At 37.2% G+C, this 16,245-nt stretch carries 17 protein-coding genes; 4 read left to right on the top strand and 13 right to left on the bottom strand.

The features are described from left to right. Positions 1-86 precede the first annotated feature (86 nt). Complete coding sequence (locus AMS59_RS13205) at positions 87-353, top strand: DUF3055 domain-containing protein (RefSeq protein ID WP_053484211.1); 267 nt, start codon at positions 87-89, stop codon at positions 351-353. 328 nt (positions 354-681) lie between these two features. Here AMS59_RS13205 and AMS59_RS13210 read toward each other — a convergent pair whose 3' ends face one another. From AMS59_RS13210 to AMS59_RS13250, 9 genes are all read right to left on the bottom strand, one after another. After that, positions 682-876: a hypothetical protein gene (locus AMS59_RS13210; protein WP_053484212.1), complete on the bottom strand. Its 195-nt coding sequence runs from the start codon at positions 874-876 to the stop codon at positions 682-684. Between the two features lie 64 nt (positions 877-940). Beyond that, positions 941-1,465, bottom strand: coding sequence for an HAD-IIIA family hydrolase (locus AMS59_RS13215; RefSeq protein ID WP_053484213.1), 525 nt, complete (start codon positions 1,463-1,465; stop codon positions 941-943). Positions 1,466-1,906: 441 nt separating this feature from the next. Further along, positions 1,907-2,260, bottom strand: coding sequence for a YutD family protein (locus AMS59_RS13220; RefSeq protein WP_053484214.1), 354 nt, complete (start codon positions 2,258-2,260; stop codon positions 1,907-1,909). A 32-nt stretch (positions 2,261-2,292) separates the two neighbouring features. Next, a complete protein-coding gene (gene lipA, locus AMS59_RS13225) occupies positions 2,293-3,216 on the bottom strand; it encodes a lipoyl synthase (protein WP_053484215.1) in 924 nt (307 codons plus the stop codon). A gap of 338 nt (positions 3,217-3,554) precedes the next feature. Beyond that, on the bottom strand, positions 3,555-4,364 hold the full coding sequence (yunB, locus tag AMS59_RS13230; protein ID WP_053484216.1) for a sporulation protein YunB: 810 nt from the start codon (positions 4,362-4,364) through the stop codon (positions 3,555-3,557). Positions 4,365-4,387: 23 nt separating this feature from the next. Then, positions 4,388-5,497: an HD-GYP domain-containing protein gene (locus AMS59_RS13235; RefSeq protein ID WP_053484217.1), complete on the bottom strand. Its 1,110-nt coding sequence runs from the start codon at positions 5,495-5,497 to the stop codon at positions 4,388-4,390. A gap of 41 nt (positions 5,498-5,538) precedes the next feature. Further along, the gene (locus tag AMS59_RS13240) at positions 5,539-6,903 is read right to left on the bottom strand and encodes a bifunctional UDP-sugar hydrolase/5'-nucleotidase (RefSeq protein ID WP_053484218.1); all 1,365 of its coding nucleotides are present in this window, start codon (positions 6,901-6,903) and stop codon (positions 5,539-5,541) included. 61 nt (positions 6,904-6,964) lie between these two features. Next, the gene (locus AMS59_RS13245) at positions 6,965-7,786 is read right to left on the bottom strand and encodes a sulfite exporter TauE/SafE family protein (RefSeq protein WP_053484219.1); all 822 of its coding nucleotides are present in this window, start codon (positions 7,784-7,786) and stop codon (positions 6,965-6,967) included. Next, a complete protein-coding gene (locus AMS59_RS13250; protein WP_053484220.1) occupies positions 7,786-8,643 on the bottom strand; it encodes a DUF72 domain-containing protein in 858 nt (285 codons plus the stop codon). The genes AMS59_RS13245 and AMS59_RS13250 overlap by 1 nt, the downstream gene beginning before the upstream one ends. 471 nt (positions 8,644-9,114) lie before the next feature. Between AMS59_RS13250 and AMS59_RS13260 the strand changes: the two genes are divergently transcribed. The 3 genes from AMS59_RS13260 to AMS59_RS13270 all read left to right on the top strand — a co-directional run bounded on the left by AMS59_RS13260 (position 9,115) and on the right by AMS59_RS13270 (position 11,277). Then, positions 9,115-9,939 carry a GNAT family N-acetyltransferase gene (locus AMS59_RS13260; RefSeq protein ID WP_053484222.1) on the top strand — a complete coding sequence of 275 codons (825 nt, stop codon included), beginning with the start codon at positions 9,115-9,117 and terminating at the stop codon, positions 9,937-9,939. Between the two features lie 105 nt (positions 9,940-10,044). Continuing rightward, entirely contained in the window at positions 10,045-10,395 is a 351-nt protein-coding gene (locus AMS59_RS13265; protein ID WP_053484223.1) for a DUF3592 domain-containing protein, read from the top strand. Between the two features lie 414 nt (positions 10,396-10,809). Then, on the top strand, positions 10,810-11,277 hold the full coding sequence (locus AMS59_RS13270; protein ID WP_082337502.1) for a ferritin-like domain-containing protein: 468 nt from the start codon (positions 10,810-10,812) through the stop codon (positions 11,275-11,277). 511 nt (positions 11,278-11,788) lie between these two features. Here AMS59_RS13270 and sufB read toward each other — a convergent pair. The 4 genes from sufB to sufD all read right to left on the bottom strand — a co-directional run bounded on the left by sufB (position 11,789) and on the right by sufD (position 16,245). After that, the gene (gene sufB, locus AMS59_RS13280) at positions 11,789-13,186 is read right to left on the bottom strand and encodes a Fe-S cluster assembly protein SufB (protein WP_031417705.1); all 1,398 of its coding nucleotides are present in this window, start codon (positions 13,184-13,186) and stop codon (positions 11,789-11,791) included. 107 nt (positions 13,187-13,293) lie between these two features. Next, entirely contained in the window at positions 13,294-13,719 is a 426-nt protein-coding gene (sufU, locus tag AMS59_RS13285) for a Fe-S cluster assembly sulfur transfer protein SufU (RefSeq protein ID WP_053484225.1), read from the bottom strand. Next, positions 13,709-14,938, bottom strand: coding sequence for a cysteine desulfurase (locus AMS59_RS13290; protein ID WP_053484226.1), 1,230 nt, complete (start codon positions 14,936-14,938; stop codon positions 13,709-13,711). The genes sufU and AMS59_RS13290 overlap by 11 nt, the downstream gene beginning before the upstream one ends. Next, positions 14,938-16,245, bottom strand: a complete 1,308-nt coding sequence (gene sufD / locus AMS59_RS13295; protein WP_053484227.1) for a Fe-S cluster assembly protein SufD — start codon at positions 16,243-16,245, stop codon at positions 14,938-14,940. The genes AMS59_RS13290 and sufD overlap by 1 nt, the downstream gene beginning before the upstream one ends.

Genomic DNA, 16,245 nt, shown 5'->3' on the forward strand with positions numbered 1-16,245 from the left:
GGAAAGCCCCCATTCAAATCTTTAAAAGTTGATAGTCATTTCTCTTCTATAGTACCATATCTATAGGACTGGAAGGAGATTAAAAGATGGAACGTTTTTTTTTATATGATGATGTAGAAGATACGAAAACACGCTTTGTTAGTTTTGCAGGGGACAAGTTACGTTATGATTTAGCCATTTTGCAATCGGGTCGTTTCTTTGGAAAAGTGCTTGTCATGGATATCCAATTTGGACGCTTTGCTATAATTGGTCCAGATGATGTAGAAGAGCCTGGCTATCTTGAACACGTATACAATCGCACAGAGGAAGAGACAGTCGAGCTACGTGAATATTTACGTGAATTATTAAATTAACACCCTTCAACTTGATTAAAAAAGAATAAAGTGTCTATCAAAAACAAGGGTTGATTTTCACTCCGAGTTGGCGCTTTCCGCGGGTTTGGCTAAACGAGACCGTTTCGAAGCTCCTCACAAAATGCTTGCTTTATGCAATCAAATTAGCGTTTTTCGATAGTCTGTAACACCCCTGTGCCTATTAGCAATTAAGAATATAATACAAAAAAATTCCGCTTTTCTGCAGACATAGGAATATACTTTGCGTACTGTTCAACAGAAGGATAGCGGATTTTTTTGTAAGTATCTTTAATTTGAATCTTACTTGAGGAGCATTGTATCGTGGCCCCTACTTTTCATTATTTAATTTAGCAGGATTATCCTTATTGCGAGGCTTGTCTTTGTTTTCATTGTCGTTTTGTTTTTTGGCTTGTTGATTTTGCCCAATTACTGCTAAGTCATCAACACTAATATCAAAACCAAATCCATATTCTTCTCGATCTAACGATTTTTTATTTTCTTTCGTCAAATGAATCACCTCCAATAAATAAATTATCCTTTTTCACATGATTTATACGCTTTGTCTTTCTACCCCAACAATATTAGTGTTATGTTGCATCTTTAATAATCCAATCTGTAGCACTAATTAAATCTGGAAAAACCGCATCAGCCAGCGGATCTTTCTCACCTAAAAATACGCCCTTCGTTCCTGCTCGTTTTCCTGCTATAATATCTGTATCCGTATCTCCCACCATGTAGGATTTTGCCAAATCTATATTATATTTTTCACCCAAATCAACGATTAATTTACTATTAGGTTTACGGCAGGCACAGCCCGACTTTGGTTTATGGGGACAATATACGACTTCATGAATAGTAGCCCCTTCCTTCTTCAATTCTTTTACCATATGCTCATGTATTTTTTGTAGCTGCGTTTCTTTCATATACCCCAATCCAACGCCGCCCTGATTGGTTACTACAAATATATAGTCGAAGTATTTATTCAATTTTTTGATAGCTTTCGGAACATGTGGCAGGAAATAGAGCTCCTTTGGTTTATTGACAAATTTAACGCGATCCGTTAACACTTCATTGATGACCCCATCACGATCCAAAAATACAGCTTTTTTCATCTAAACAACACACACCTTTAATATAAAATAAGAGTTTGGGTATAAAAGCCAAATATACAAGCTCATCTCCATAGCGTGAGGTTGATTTCCGTTCCGGCTGGGCGCTTTGTAGCTGTCGCTTCGCTTTCGCACAGAGCAAAACTTCCTGGGGGCGTCCGATGAGCCGCTTGGGCCTACACGATGGAGGTCACGAAGGCGTTATCACAGGATGTGATGGTATTTAGCCTTCGTTCCTCTATTGCTGATCCCCAAGGAGTCGCCCAGCCTTCACTCCAATCAACTTATATCAATGTAATATGTTTTATCAGTGTCATCCCAACTTTGTTGAAAAGTAAAAAATAAAACAATTTTCGAATTCACTTTTATTATTACCAAATTTTAAAAAAACCTATCACTACAAAGTAAAAACCTGATGCAAATTTCGCATCAGGTCTTAAAAGTTTATTCTGCTATTTGTTCATCCTCAACAAGCTTTGTCACTTCATGATCTTCATTTACTTCAGCTTCTAGCTGTTGAGTAGATTTACCGGATTTACGCAAGACGAAATATGCACAGCCAAAATTACAATACTCGTATAAGTAATCTTGTAATGTACTAATCTTCGTATCGAAAGAGGCTTTCTGATTTTTATCGTCAAAAAAGCCTTTTAAACGTAATTGATTATAGCCCCAGTCTCCCACAATATAATCATATCTGGCTAAAATATCTGAGTATCGTTCCTTGAATGCTTCCTCTTGAAAAGCTTCTTTGTAATCTTCAATAAGCTCGTATTCATATCCTTCAATATTGATCAAAGTAACACCGCCTTCTATTTCAACATTTGTATTTACTGTTCTGCTTGTAATTGACGTTCTTTTGTTGCTTCGTTAACTTGTTCATCAGCGTGATAGCTACTACGTACAAGTGGACCTGCTTCACAATGCTTAAATCCTTTTTCCATTGCGATTTTACGCAGTTTACCAAACTCTATTGGAGAATAATACTTTTTAACAGGCAAATGCTTTTTCGTTGGCTGTAAGTATTGACCAATTGTCATAATATCTACGTCATTTGCTCGTAAATCGTCCATAACTTCTAAAATTTCTTCTTCTGTTTCACCTAAGCCTATCATTAAAGATGACTTTGTAGGGATGTCTGGTTGCATTTCTTTCGCCAAACGAAGAAAATCTAATGAGCGCTCATATTTTGCGCGTGCACGTACTCTCGGCGTTAAGCGACGTACTGTTTCAATATTATGATTTAAAATATCTGGCTTCGCATCCATTAAAATTTGAAGGTTCTCTTGCAGACCACCTAGATCTGACGGTAAAACTTCAATCGATGTAGACGGACTTTTACGACGAATCGCACGCACTGTTTCAGCTAATACTTGCGCACCGCCATCTTTTAAATCATCACGCGCTACCATTGTAATAACAACGTGCTTCAAGTTCATAATTGCTACAGAATCTGCTACGCGTTCTGGCTCTGCTAAGTCTAACTCATTTGGTAAGCCTGTTTTAACAGCACAGAAACGACATGCACGTGTACAAACCGATCCAAGAATCATCATTGTTGCTGTACGTCGTTCACCCCAGCATTCATGAATATTAGGACAGCGTGCTTCCTCACATACTGTATGCAGATTTTTTTCACGCATGAGCTTCTTTAGCCCTTTATATTCATCATTTGTGTTTAATTTAATTTTTAACCAATCTGGTTTTCTTAAATATTCTTCTTTTCCTTTGCTTGTAGGTTTACAAGATGTCATACGGATATCGCCCCTATCAAATATATGCAGTTTTTCTATTACTATATTCACTGTTGTCAATGTAACATAATATACGAACTCCAACAACTATAACAATCAATTACGCCTCGGCATAATTGCGTCCGGAATCGGCTTTGTGCTTAGGCCTGCGTGAGGGCCAACATGATGTTGGTCACTCAGTCGTTGCCACAGGGCGTGGCGTTCCTAGACTGAGTTCCTCTATTTCAGTGGGTGTTTGGACACCTGTACCTGTCACTACGCTTTCGGTACAAAAGACATTTGTAGCTGACGCTTCGCTTTCGCTACCCAAAATACTTGCTGAAAGAAGTTAAACATTTCTACTTTTTAGGCGAGACAGGTATTTGAATTGAAGGTGCCCCTTCACTACCATTTGAATAAACATTTGGAACTGCCCCCCTTACTAAGCCCATCGCCACCGGAATATCCTGAGTAACGGTTGTTGTTTTACTAGCAAACGGGACAATAATTTGGACATTTACCTCTATATGAATCCCTACCGTCATATATGCGCTATTAATACCGAATTCAGTTATTGAAGAAGTAACTTCACTATGCACATTGCCAATGACATGAAAACGTATCGGAATTTTAGGTCCTAAGTTCCCAATTAAAGGGATATTAGTCGCCTGACTCAATGGCATATAAAAAACTACCCCATTACCTTCATTAATCTTGTTATAATCATATTCAACATTATCAACATTTGGCAAATGCGACAACTCCCCTTGCTCTGCCTGCTCTAAATACAATTTTACTTGATTGACCGTTTCTGTTCGAACTCGATTTATCGTTTCTGTATTAATTTTCAAATCAGCATGGTTGCCAGGGGATACTTCTACAAGAACATCATTAACATCCATAACACTTGAAGTACGAGAATCAATCGCTTTACTCACAACGGAGGATGCAATCTTACCCGTTTGTATTTCAGCATAATTTAAATAAGTCGGCATAAGCTTCTCATTTAAATAATAAATAAATAAAAAGACACCAATAATCATACAGACAACTAATAGGGTTAAACGATTCAACCCTTTTCCCTTTTTTCTATAGTTACCATAATTACTATATGATCGTAATTTCATCCTTTTTCGAGGGAAAAACAAAAAAATCTCCTCCTGTTCCATAAAGTATGAACAGGAGGAGATTTTTATTCGATTTTCGATGGTGCAACATAATCCGCTTCAACGCTTTCAATTGTTGCGGTTGGATAGTCCATTAAATTAATTTCATATGTAGCTGTTAATATTTGATTTTGCTCCTCAAAGATACGAATCCACGGTAATGCTGCATTCAATGTATTTTGTCTTGATACAATACCTCGACGTCCATCCGATAATCTTAAAATAACACCGTTAGGATAATGTACAACAGTCCGTTTCAATGCTTTCACGATACGTGCATCATATATAGTTCCAGAGCCTGCTTCTACGATTGCTAGGCCTTGAGAAGGTAACATTTTTTCACGATAGACACGACTTGTAGTCACCGCATCAAAGACGTCTGCTACACCGATAATTTTTGCAAACGGATGAATTTCAAAATCAACTAAGCCTCGTGGATAGCCGCTCCCATCAATCCGTTCATGATGTTGGAAGGCACAATGTGCAACAATCAATGATATGGAATGTAAATTGCGTAACAAATCAAAACCATATCGAGTATGCTGCTTCATCGTTTCAAATTCCTCACTAGTTAGGCGCCCAGGTTTTGTCAGGATCTCTTTTGGTACCATAAGCTTCCCTATGTCATGTAACAAAGCGCCAATCCCAATTAAACGTAAATCCTCAACTGAGTATCCAAGCTCTTTAGCAATCGCTATCGAATAAAGAGTAACTTGAAAAGAGTGTTGATATAAATATTCATCAAATAAATACGCATCTGTTAGTATTGTTAAAATTTCATCATTGCCACTAACTGCCGACAGTAACTCATCTACAATTGAGACAATTGCTTTTGATTGTTGATCAAGCACATAAGAGGCATTTACTGGATTTAAACCATTGATTGATTGGAAAGATTCTTTAATGGTTGAAATTGCTTTATTTCGAATAACTGCTGGAACTGTTTCCTGTACTTCAATACCTTTAGAAATTTCATCATCAATATATAAATAATTCATATTTAATTGTTGAAGTCTTTGTATGATACGTTCATTAATGACAACATCTTTCTTTAAAAGAGGGTGTCCCGCCTCATTCCAAATGGTTCTTGCTAATACCATTCCTTCTTTTAACACATCGATTGAAATTAATCGCATGACCTTTTCCCCAATCCGTTCTAAAAGCGTTTTATCTACTATTACTGAAAGAATCTTTGCCCATAATCTATCATAATGTTTCTTAAAAATTCTGGTAGAATATATTTTTTCTTAGCATATTTAAAGCTTGGATAAAAATAACCGAACGTAAACAAGTCAAGTGTTACTAGTTTATAAATTCGATCGTTATCTGCAAGCTTCCCATTAATAAGTAATTGGCGATCTTCATTCATTGAAAAGCCATAAGTTAACATCTTCCCAAAGATAACGCCTCTAAACCCTAATCCCTTTAGCTCAATATAGGGCCATTCTTCATTTTTAGATTGCTGAAAAATTTCTTTCATTTCAGCAACTGATAATTCAATCGTACATAAATTTATAGGATGTGGGAAAATTCTATGCAAATCTAGTGCCGTCACTGTTCCCTTAGGTAAACCATCTAAAAAAATACCCGCGTTAAATAACGCACAATCCGCTCCACTTTTCTCTAAAATGGCCCGCGCAAACAAATCGGATAATTGCGAATAATGGAACCATTCCTTATTGTACGATCTTTTCGTAGTGAATACTGGAATATCAAGTAATTGTTTGCCTTCTTTTTCTAAAGACTGAACGATTTCATCTTCATTTTTAACCGTAGGCAACTCTTTATTATGAATTAAAGTATCCTTTTTTTCAACAATTTTCCTAGAATTTTTATCATATTCTAACAAAAGATGGCCCGTATATTGTCCAAATTTCCCTCCACCTGTTAATAAAACGCCATTAATCAGCTTGCCATTTGGAAGAACATGGTGTGTATGTGAACCGAATATAACATCTATTTCTGGGCATTCCTCAGCTAAAAGCTCATCCTCTGTTATTCCTAAATGAGACAAACAAACAATAATATCTACTTCTTTACGAAGCTGATATGCTAAGCGAATAAGTGTGCTTCGTGCAACATCTATCTCCCAATTTAATTCCTTATAATAAATTTCAAACATAGCAGTTGCTGCAATAACCGCAACCTTTGTACCATAAGCAGTCGTTAACACAACATACGGCTTCATCCACGCTGGATTTGTTCCATGTGAAGCATTTACATTGGCAACTACTACGTCAAAAGCTGCTTCATCATATAGATGGTACAGCTCCTCATGGGACAATGTTATCCCTTCATTATTACCAATTGTCACTACGTCGTAGCCAGCTTCATTCAATAACCTTACATTGCCCTTACCGACTGTTGCTTCTGTATAAATATTTGAACGATCTAAATGATCGCCGACATCAAATAAATAGCTTGTTTCTCCTATGGTTGTTAGCTTAGAACGCATTTCTTTCACATAGCTTTGCATTCGTGGCCAATACTTAAAATGACTGTGCAAATCATTCGTGTGAAAAATATGAATTTTTTCCAGCAATTAAGCCACCTCTTCTTTAAAATAGCTTCTATATCTGTAGAAGACTTGCTTTAAATCAATATTACAATAAACCTTCGATAATAGAACGAATTCCTAGTAATAATAAAATAACTCGAAGCGCTACTACAAGCGTATCTGATTTAATTCTTTTATTTAATGCTGCCCCTATTTTTGCTCCAATATAAGCTCCTGGAATAACAGGAATCGTATAGAGCCATGGAACGTGTCCTAAATAAATATGGCTCGCTGAATTGACAATCGACGATAAAAATACCATGAACATCGATGTTGCCACTGCAACGTGTGGTGGGAATAAAAATAAAATAATCATGGCAGGCACGATCATCGAGCCTCCACCGATACCAAATAATCCAGAGGCAAAGCCAATGCAAAATGTTAATGCAATGGCAAACCAAATGGGATACCCATAGACAAAGGTATTTCCTTCTTTATCTTTGAATTCCAGTTGCATGCCGTTTTTTACAAACCATTCTACAGGTTTCAATCGATCCCGTACAAGTAATATCGTCGCCAAAATGATTAGTAAAATACCAAAATACAAATTAAATGATGGTAAATCTAGTCCCTTATTTACCCATGCACCTAGCATCGTTCCAGGAATACTTCCTATAAAAAATATCCAACCGCTTTTATAATCCACTGTTTTAGATTTCATATAGCTTAAAGTAGAGGCCAGTCCAGTGAAAATCATCATGACAACAGATAAACCAACCACTTTTTGAGGAGTGATATCTGGAATCATCCCTAAATTTAATCCAACGAATAATGTTGCTGGGACTAAGATAACTCCTCCACCAAGCCCAACCAACGAGCCAATTAATCCAGACAATAATGCAATAATAGCTAAAAGAATAAATTCCATTATAGTTCCCCTTCAAACATATTTAATTGTTTAGGCGCTAACCCTACATCTCTAATCGCTAAAATCCCCTGAAACTCCTTTGCATTTTTCGCAGCATGAAGTCCTGAATTATTATTAAATAATACATACAGTTCCTGTACTTCTGATTGAAGATGTTTCACATGCTGTCCAAGCTGCTGCAATTCTTCACGATTGTAATCATATAAAAAGCGAACCTTCCGCCAGTTTTCGGCATTACCAGCATTGCGCCATCCATGAATGTTACGTCCATGAATACGTACAAGTGCCTTAGCCGTAGTAACAGTAGGATAAAATGGTACAGAACCTACGCCAGCCTGTGGTTCATCACAAATTGTATGAATGAATTGATGCTCTCGTAAAAAACTCATTGTTTGCTGCACGACATTGTCCGCATACCAAGTCTTATTGCGAAACTCAATCGCTACGTCAAAGCCCTTGAGCTGCTGCCTAATATATTTTAAATATTGTACATTTTTCGCCTGACAATCAAACCACGGTGGAAATTGTGCTAGCACCATCGCTAGCTTCCCATAACGTTTAAATTCATTGGCACATTCGATAAAGGCATTAAACATGTCATTCTTCGATTCAAACGGTATGTCACCACGTAAATGGCCTGTCATCCCTTGATAGGCCTTCACAACAAAACGAAAATTTTCGGGTGTATCCTCACACCATTTCCGTACATTTTCTTTAGAAGGTATGGCATAAAAAGAAGTATCTACTTCGACTGTTAAAAAGTGACCTGTATAATCGAATAATTTGTCCTTTGAGGCAGTCACTTCACTATAAAGCGAAGGATGATCACCCCATCCAGATAATCCAACTATAATCATGTGACCCCCTCCTCCATGTACATTTATCATAGCATACACTTTCTAACTAAATATAAACGTATCGTAAAAAAACACAGCTCATAATTTAGGGGCAAAGATAGAAATTACCATCATTTTCCCATATGATAAAGTAAAGGATTATCTCATCATAGCGTGGGGTTGATTTCCGTTCCGGCTGGGCGCTTTGTTGCTGACGCTTCGCTTTCGCACAGAGCAAAGCTTCCTGGGGGCGTTCGATGAGCCGCTTCGCTTCGCTGCAGGGTCTCGGGGCAACAGGATGTTGGTCACGAAGGCGTTATCACAGGACGTGATGCTTTTAGCCTTCGTTCCTCTATTGCTAATCCCCAAGGAGTCGCCCAGCCTCCACTCCAATCAACTTATACCTACAATTTACGTTTTTATAAATGTCATTCTAAACTTTGGTGATGAGTCAAAATATATGAAATTTAACACGAAGGGGATTTGATTGAGATGATTACTGAGCTACAGCAAAATGAATTTTACAGGTGTAAAGAACTGTTGAATAAGCAAGGCCAATTAGAAGTTCAAGCAGTTGTAGAGGGAGTAAATCCTGGACGAATATTTGTGGATAATATCGACACACCACGTACAGCACTTATTTGGTTAGGCAACAATGATGGATTTTTATTTATAGGGAATGAAGATAATGAACAATTTAATAATCAAATAAATGGTTTTGTAGATCGAGTAATTGTACCCGAAGCGAAAAAAGTGGGGTTACATTACTTCGAAGGTATTGGTAACCATCCAAAGTGGAATCAAACGATTGAAAAAATATTTAAACATCGTGAACTTGGTAGTTGGAAGCAAAGAGTTTATAAGCTACATAAAAATAACTATATAGCAAATAATGAGCCCGATATTAAAGAAGGATACACTGTTTTAAAAATAGATAACGCTCTATTTAACGATAACACAATTAAAAACCCTGAATATTTACAGTCAAAAATATTATCGTTTTGGTCTTCTCCTGAGTGTTTCTTGAATGAAGGAATTGGATATTGTGTCGTTTACAAACATCACATTATTAGTCTTTGTTTTTCAGGCTTTGTAGTTGAAAATGTCCACTGTATTGACATTGAAACATTAGAAGCTCACCAAGGAAACAAATTAGCCCAAAAGTTAGCTCATTATTTTGTAAAAGATTGTTTGGCCCAAGGTTCGACCCCATATTGGGATTGTATGGATTCAAACAAGCCTTCCATCGCTGTAGCAAAAAATATAGGGTTTACCAATGTTTTTAACTATGTAGGATACGAATTTTCATTCAACTAAAAATGTTAAAACCTCGCTAAATATAAAGGATCTACCACGTTTACAAACACTTGATTATTTTTAAAGGCGTCTTTTGTTTAAAAAAGAAAAAAAGTGGGGATGCAAATGTACATTTTTATCGGGATAATTATCTTCTTTCTAATCATTTTTGTTGCACTATGGATATTACCACTGAAGTATCAAAAGATTGAATGGATTGAAACGAACGCGCAAATTATCGACAGTGATTTTTCACACCGAACAGTTGGCCATGAGATTACATATGCAAAAGGAGAATCAAGGCGTAGAATAAAGTTCACAGTACAATTTACGTCATTACAAAATAAATCAATCACTGTCACGAGCAAAGTATGGACATATACGAAAAATCGTGCTTTTTTTGAGGAAGGACAATGGGTGACGATTCTTTATAATAAAAAGAAGCCCCAACAGTTTAAACTCAAATATCAAATATAGAAGGTTACTGTATTAAATGAATAGGAGATAATTCTTTTTTCCACCGGTTGAATCATCATAAAATAAACATCAAGATTTCAAAAGTAGAATTTACCTACTCAGCATAGAACTACTGAAAGAAATTCAAGGTCGTTACTATCTCTTTATTCAATTTATAACCCATTTTCATTACTAACTCTTGTCCCATAGAAAAAACACCTTCACGTTGGTTACATAAGGTGTCATACCCGCTTTTCAACGAAAGGTGTTTTTATTTATCTTAAAATTTCTAGGTCAGTACATTGCTGCGCTTGACATGCCCATCTTATTCTTGCAGAATTATCACCCAACGAGGCAACACGAGAAATGATTTTGCACAACTACCTATACACAAAGCATAAGATAAGTTGATGGTTAAACAAAAGGAGGACAATGATGTATCCAAATCAATACTATTATCATTATGCTCCACAGCATAATAGTACCTATCCTATGCAAAACGATACTCAACTTGTAAATGATATTCAGAAGGCAATTAATGCTGAGTATAGTGCTACTGCTTGTTATGAGAAGTTAGCTAAGATCGCACCTTCTGAGGATGAAAAGTATAGAATACTTGAGATACAAAAGGATGAAATACGCCATCTCGAGGAATTCAGCAAAATTTATACGAATTTAACAGGAAAAAAGCCCTCATATCAAATAATTGAGGAATGTCCGGACAACTATAAGGCCGGAATAGAATTTGCTTTTAAAGATGAACAAGAAACCGTTGATTCTTATTTAGATATAGCAGATAAAGCAAATGATCCAATGATTAAAGAAAGATTTCGACGTGCAGCAGCAGACGAGCAAAATCACGCTGTGTGGTTTTTGTTTTTTTTTCAAAAAGCCCCGAGATAACACTTATTAATAGGGAAACTCAAAATTACGATCATCAAGATCCATTACAACCTTCTCTATTAACATCCCCTCAAATGTTGGGTGAATACTTAACCCAATCAATTTTTGATAATTTTCTAGGAAACTTCCACTATATTAATCGTACATTGGGGCATATAAATGCTTTATTACCATTTTTCGAACGTAATTGGGTACCGTTATCTAATGACGAATCGCAGTTATTCGTAACAAACTCAGAAAACAATAAAATAGCCTATGTGGCTAGGAGTCAGAGGGAAAAAGACAATATATCTATGTACGAAACGTTTATAGCATTTAATGTTCCTAATGATGATTTTCCAACTGTTTTTCCTCAACTTTATAACGGCTCTTTGAACCATCAAAACAACATTAGGTACTTACCTTGAAGACAAAAAAGAAAGGAGACGAACTTCAAAAGTTCATCTCCTTCAATCTAAAATTGAATCAAATCGATATGAAATTTACACATCAATTGATTATAAAGTTTTTATTATCCGATAGAGCCTTCCATCTCAAACTTGATCAGACGGTTCATTTCTACTGCGTATTCCATTGGTAATTCTTTTGTGAATGGCTCGATGAAGCCCATTACGATCATTTCTGTCGCTTCTTCTTCAGAAATACCACGAGACATTAAGTAGAATAATTGTTCCTCTGATACTTTTGAAACTTTCGCTTCATGCTCTAAAGAAACATTATCATTTAAGATTTCGTTGTATGGAATTGTATCTGAAGTAGATTGATTATCCATGATTAACGTATCACATTCAATGTTAGCACGTGCACCACTTGCTTTAGGGCCGAAACGAACTTGACCCATATACGTTACCTTACCACCTTGTTTAGCAATCGATTTAGAAACGATTGTTGAAGATGTGTTTGGAGCCATATGAATCATTTTCGCACCTGCATGTTGGTGTTGCCCTTTACCTGCTAATGCGATTGATAATGTCATACCACGAGCGCCTTCACCTTTAAGGATACAAGCTGGGTATTTCATTGTTAATTTAGAACCGATGTTACCGTCGATCCATTCCATCGTACCGTTTTCTTCAACAACTGTACGTTTTGTTACTAAGTTGTAAACGTTGTTTGCCCAGTTTTGAATCGTTGTATAACGGCAGTATGCATCTTTACGTACAACAATTTCTACTACTGCTGAGTGTAAAGAGTTTGTTGTGTAAACAGGAGCTGTACAACCTTCAACGTAGTGTACGTGAGCACCTTCGTCTACGATAATTAACGTACGTTCGAATTGACCCATGTTTTCAGAGTTAATACGGAAGTAAGCTTGTAATGGCGTTTCCACTTTTACACCTGGTGGTACATAGATGAATGAGCCACCTGACCAAACAGCTGAGTTTAGTGCAGCGAATTTGTTGTCAGTGTAAGGAATTACTTTGCCCCAGTATTGTTTGAAAATATCTTCGTTTTCACGTAAAGCTGAGTCTGTATCTTTGAACACAATACCAAGGTCTTCAAGATCTTGTTTCATATTGTGATATACTACTTCAGATTCGTACTGAGCAGATACACCTGCAAGGTATTTTTGCTCAGCTTCTGGGATACCTAATTTATCGAAAGTAGCTTTGATTTCATCAGGTACTTCATCCCATGATTTTTGTGTAGCTTCAGATGGTTTTACGTAGTACGTAATTTCATCAAAATCTAAATCACCTAAATCGCCACCCCATTGCGGCATTGGTTTTGTATAGAAAGTTTCAAGTGCTTTTAAGCGGTATTCAAGCATCCACTCAGGCTCTTGTTTCATATTTGAAATTTCACGGACGATTTCTTCAGTTAAACCACGTTTTGAACGGAAAATTGATACGTCCTTGTCATGGAATCCGTATTTGTAATCGCCAATATCAGGCATTTTTTTAGCCATCGTTTCTCCTCCGTTCATGCATTATTGTTATTTATCTAGTCTAAAACGAAACCCCTCGCCCTGAATGAAAACATGCTTTTATTCAAGTGATTTTCGGGATAAATTTATTACTTTACACCTTTTTCCATCGCTTTCCAAGCTAATGTCGCACATTTAATACGTGCAGGGAATTGAGAAACACCTTGCAGTGCCTCAACATCCTCAAGGTCATATTTCTCGCTATAGTCTTCGCCCATCATCATTTTAGAGAAAATTTCAGCAAGCTCTAATGCTTCCTCAACTTTTTTCCCTTTGATAATCTGCGTCATCATGGAAGCAGAAGACATCGAAATCGAACAGCCCTCACCGTCAAACTTCGCATCTTCTACAATACCATCAGTCACTTTTAGCGTTAAGTGAATACGGTCTCCACAAGTCGGATTGTTCATATCGATCGTAACAGCATCTTCTTCAATAGATCCTTTATTACGAGGATTTTTATAGTGATCCATAATGACTGAACGATATAGTTGATCTAAATTATTAAAAGACATCGCCAAAATACTCCTTCGCAGAACGTAACCCTGCAACTAGGCGGTCAATATCTTCCTCCGTGTTATACAGATAGAAGCTAGCACGCGCTGTCGCTACTTGTTGAAGACATTTCATTAGTGGCTGTGCGCAATGATGTCCTGCACGAACAGCAATACCGTTCATATCAAGAACCGTTGCCACATCATGTGGATGTACATCGTCTAGGTTAAACGTTACAAGGCCACAACGTTTCATTGGGTCACGTGGGCCGAAAATTTTAAGTCCGTCAATTGTTTCAAGTTGATCCATCGCGTAGCCTGCAAGTTTATGCTCATGCTCTGCAATGTTATCTAGCCCAATTTCAGTTAAGAAATCAATAGCGGCTCCTAAACCTACTGCACCAGCAATAATAGGAGTTCCACCTTCAAATTTCCACGGCAGTTCTTTCCATGTTGAATCGTAAAGTCCAACAAAGTCAATCATTTCGCCGCCAAATTCAATTGGCTCCATCTTTTCAAGGTGTTCCTTTTTACCATATAGTACACCTATTCCAGTTGGTCCGCACATTTTATGCCCTGAGAACCCTAAGAAATCCACATCTAAATCCTGTACATCGATTTTCATGTGTGGTGCCGCTTGTGCACCATCCGCTACCATTACAGCACCGTTAGCATGCGCGATTTGAGCGATTTCTTTAATTGGGTTAATTGTTCCAAGGACGTTTGACGCCATTGACACCGACACAATTTTTGTTTTAGGTGTAATTGTCGCACGAACCTTTTCTAAGTTAAGTGTGCCATCCGCTTCAAGCTCAATATATTTCAGCGTTGCATTTTTTTCCTTCGCTAGTTGTTGCCAAGGAATAATATTAGAGTGGTGCTCCATGTGAGTGATGACAATTTCATCACCTTCAGCAACATTAGCACGACCATAACTTGATGCCACTGTATTTAAAGCAGTTGTAGTACCACGAGTAAAAATAATTTCTTCTGTTGAATTAGCATTGATAAACTTACGAACCTTTTCACGTGCGCCTTCATACTTGTCAGTAGCACGATTACCTAATGTATGCACACCACGGTGAACATTAGAATTATCGAATTCATAATATTGTTTCATTGCTTCAATCACTTGAATAGGCTTTTGAGAAGTTGCTGCGCTATCAAGGTAAACAAGCTTATGACCGTTTACTTCCTGATTTAAAATTGGGAAATAGCTTTTAATGTCTTTATTCATCATTAGCGAACTTTCCTTTCAATAACCTCCGTCAGTTGCTTTTGAACGCCTTCGATAGGTAATTGCGTAACAACTGGCGCAAGGAATCCATGGATAACAAGGCGCTCTGCTTCTGCTTTCGAGATACCACGACTCATTAAGTAGTAAAGTTGTAGTGGATCCACTCGACCAACAGATGCTGCGTGTCCTGCTGTTACATCGTCTTCATCGATTAATAGAATTGGGTTTGCATCGCCACGAGCTTTTTCAGAAAGCATTAACACACGTGATTCTTGCTGTGCATCCGCTTTTGTCGCACCGTGTTCGATGTAGCCAATACCGTTAAAGATTGATTGTGCTGCGTCTTTCATGACACCATGCTTTAAGATATGACCATTTGAGTTCTTACCCCAGTGACGAACTTCAGTAGTAAAGTTAAGTTTTTGTTCACCGCGACCAACAACTACTGTTTTTGTATCAGCATGAGAACCGTCACCGATTAAATGTGTAATGTTTTCAGAAATAGTATCTGAGTCATTCATTAAGCCAAGAGCCCAATCTACTTTCGCATCACGAGCTAGACGTGCACGGCGATTTACATAAGTAGTATATCCTTTTGCAAGTACGTCAACCGCACCGTAAGTAACTTGTGCATTATCTTGAACTACTACTTCTGCAATAATATTTGCTTGACCTTTTGCTTCTTCAACTGTTGAAATATATGTTTCAACATACGTTACAGCTGAATTTGCTTCAGCAACAACTAACACGTGGTTAAATAATGAAGCTTCTGCGTTATCGTTTAAGAATACTACTTGAAGCGGCTGTTCAATAATGACATTTTTCGGTACGTATACGAACACACCACCGTTAACAAGTGCCGCATGAAGCGCTGTTAATTTATGCTCATCAACTTTTACAGCTTCTGTCATAAAGTACTTTTTAACAAGGTCTCCATGCTCACGAATCGCTGTTAAAATATCTGTAAAAATAACACCTTTATTAGCTAGTTCTTGTGATGTTTTAATGAAAGCTGGTGTGTTATTACGTTGAACATAAAGATTTTCTTGTGCATCAAGATCAATTAAACCTTTTGCTTCTTCTGGTAATGCATCAAGTGAAGCAAATCCTTCACTGTCAACTGTGTGAGTTGGGAAATTTACGAAATCCCATTTTGTAATATTTGTTCTGTCTGGTTTTGGCATATCTAAACCAGTTGCTTTGTCTAGTGCTGCCGCGCGAAGTTCTGTAAACCAAGCCGGTTCTCCATTTGCTTCTGAGAACGAGCGCACGTCCTGTACTGTTACAGGCAAGTTAAGTTCCACTGTCAT

Origin of the sequence: Lysinibacillus sp. FJAT-14745 (genome assembly GCF_001275675.1) — a bacterium.
In the GTDB taxonomy this organism is placed as follows: Bacteria; Bacillota; Bacilli; order Bacillales_A; family Planococcaceae; genus Lysinibacillus.

Excerpts from the sequence above, each read along its gene's own strand:
- AMS59_RS13205 (WP_053484211.1), top strand. The coding sequence starts at position 87 with ATGGAACGTTTTTTTTTATATGATGATGTAGAAGATACGAAAACACGC.
- AMS59_RS13215 (WP_053484213.1), bottom strand. The coding sequence starts at position 1,465 with ATGAAAAAAGCTGTATTTTTGGATCGTGATGGGGTCATCAATGAAGTG.
- lipA (WP_053484215.1), bottom strand. The coding sequence starts at position 3,216 with ATGACATCTTGTAAACCTACAAGCAAAGGAAAAGAAGAATATTTAAGA.
- yunB (WP_053484216.1), bottom strand. The coding sequence starts at position 4,364 with ATGGAACAGGAGGAGATTTTTTTGTTTTTCCCTCGAAAAAGGATGAAA.
- AMS59_RS13235 (WP_053484217.1), bottom strand. The coding sequence starts at position 5,497 with ATGCGATTAATTTCAATCGATGTGTTAAAAGAAGGAATGGTATTAGCA.
- AMS59_RS13245 (WP_053484219.1), bottom strand. The coding sequence starts at position 7,786 with ATGGAATTTATTCTTTTAGCTATTATTGCATTATTGTCTGGATTAATT.
- AMS59_RS13250 (WP_053484220.1), bottom strand. The coding sequence starts at position 8,643 with ATGATTATAGTTGGATTATCTGGATGGGGTGATCATCCTTCGCTTTAT.
- AMS59_RS13260 (WP_053484222.1), top strand. The coding sequence starts at position 9,115 with ATGATTACTGAGCTACAGCAAAATGAATTTTACAGGTGTAAAGAACTG.
- AMS59_RS13265 (WP_053484223.1), top strand. The coding sequence starts at position 10,045 with ATGTACATTTTTATCGGGATAATTATCTTCTTTCTAATCATTTTTGTT.
- AMS59_RS13270 (WP_082337502.1), top strand. The coding sequence starts at position 10,810 with ATGTATCCAAATCAATACTATTATCATTATGCTCCACAGCATAATAGT.
- sufB (WP_031417705.1), bottom strand. The coding sequence starts at position 13,186 with ATGGCTAAAAAAATGCCTGATATTGGCGATTACAAATACGGATTCCAT.
- sufU (WP_053484225.1), bottom strand. The coding sequence starts at position 13,719 with ATGTCTTTTAATAATTTAGATCAACTATATCGTTCAGTCATTATGGAT.
- AMS59_RS13290 (WP_053484226.1), bottom strand. The coding sequence starts at position 14,938 with ATGATGAATAAAGACATTAAAAGCTATTTCCCAATTTTAAATCAGGAA.
- sufD (WP_053484227.1), bottom strand. The coding sequence starts at position 16,245 with ATGACAGTGGAACTTAACTTGCCTGTAACAGTACAGGACGTGCGCTCG.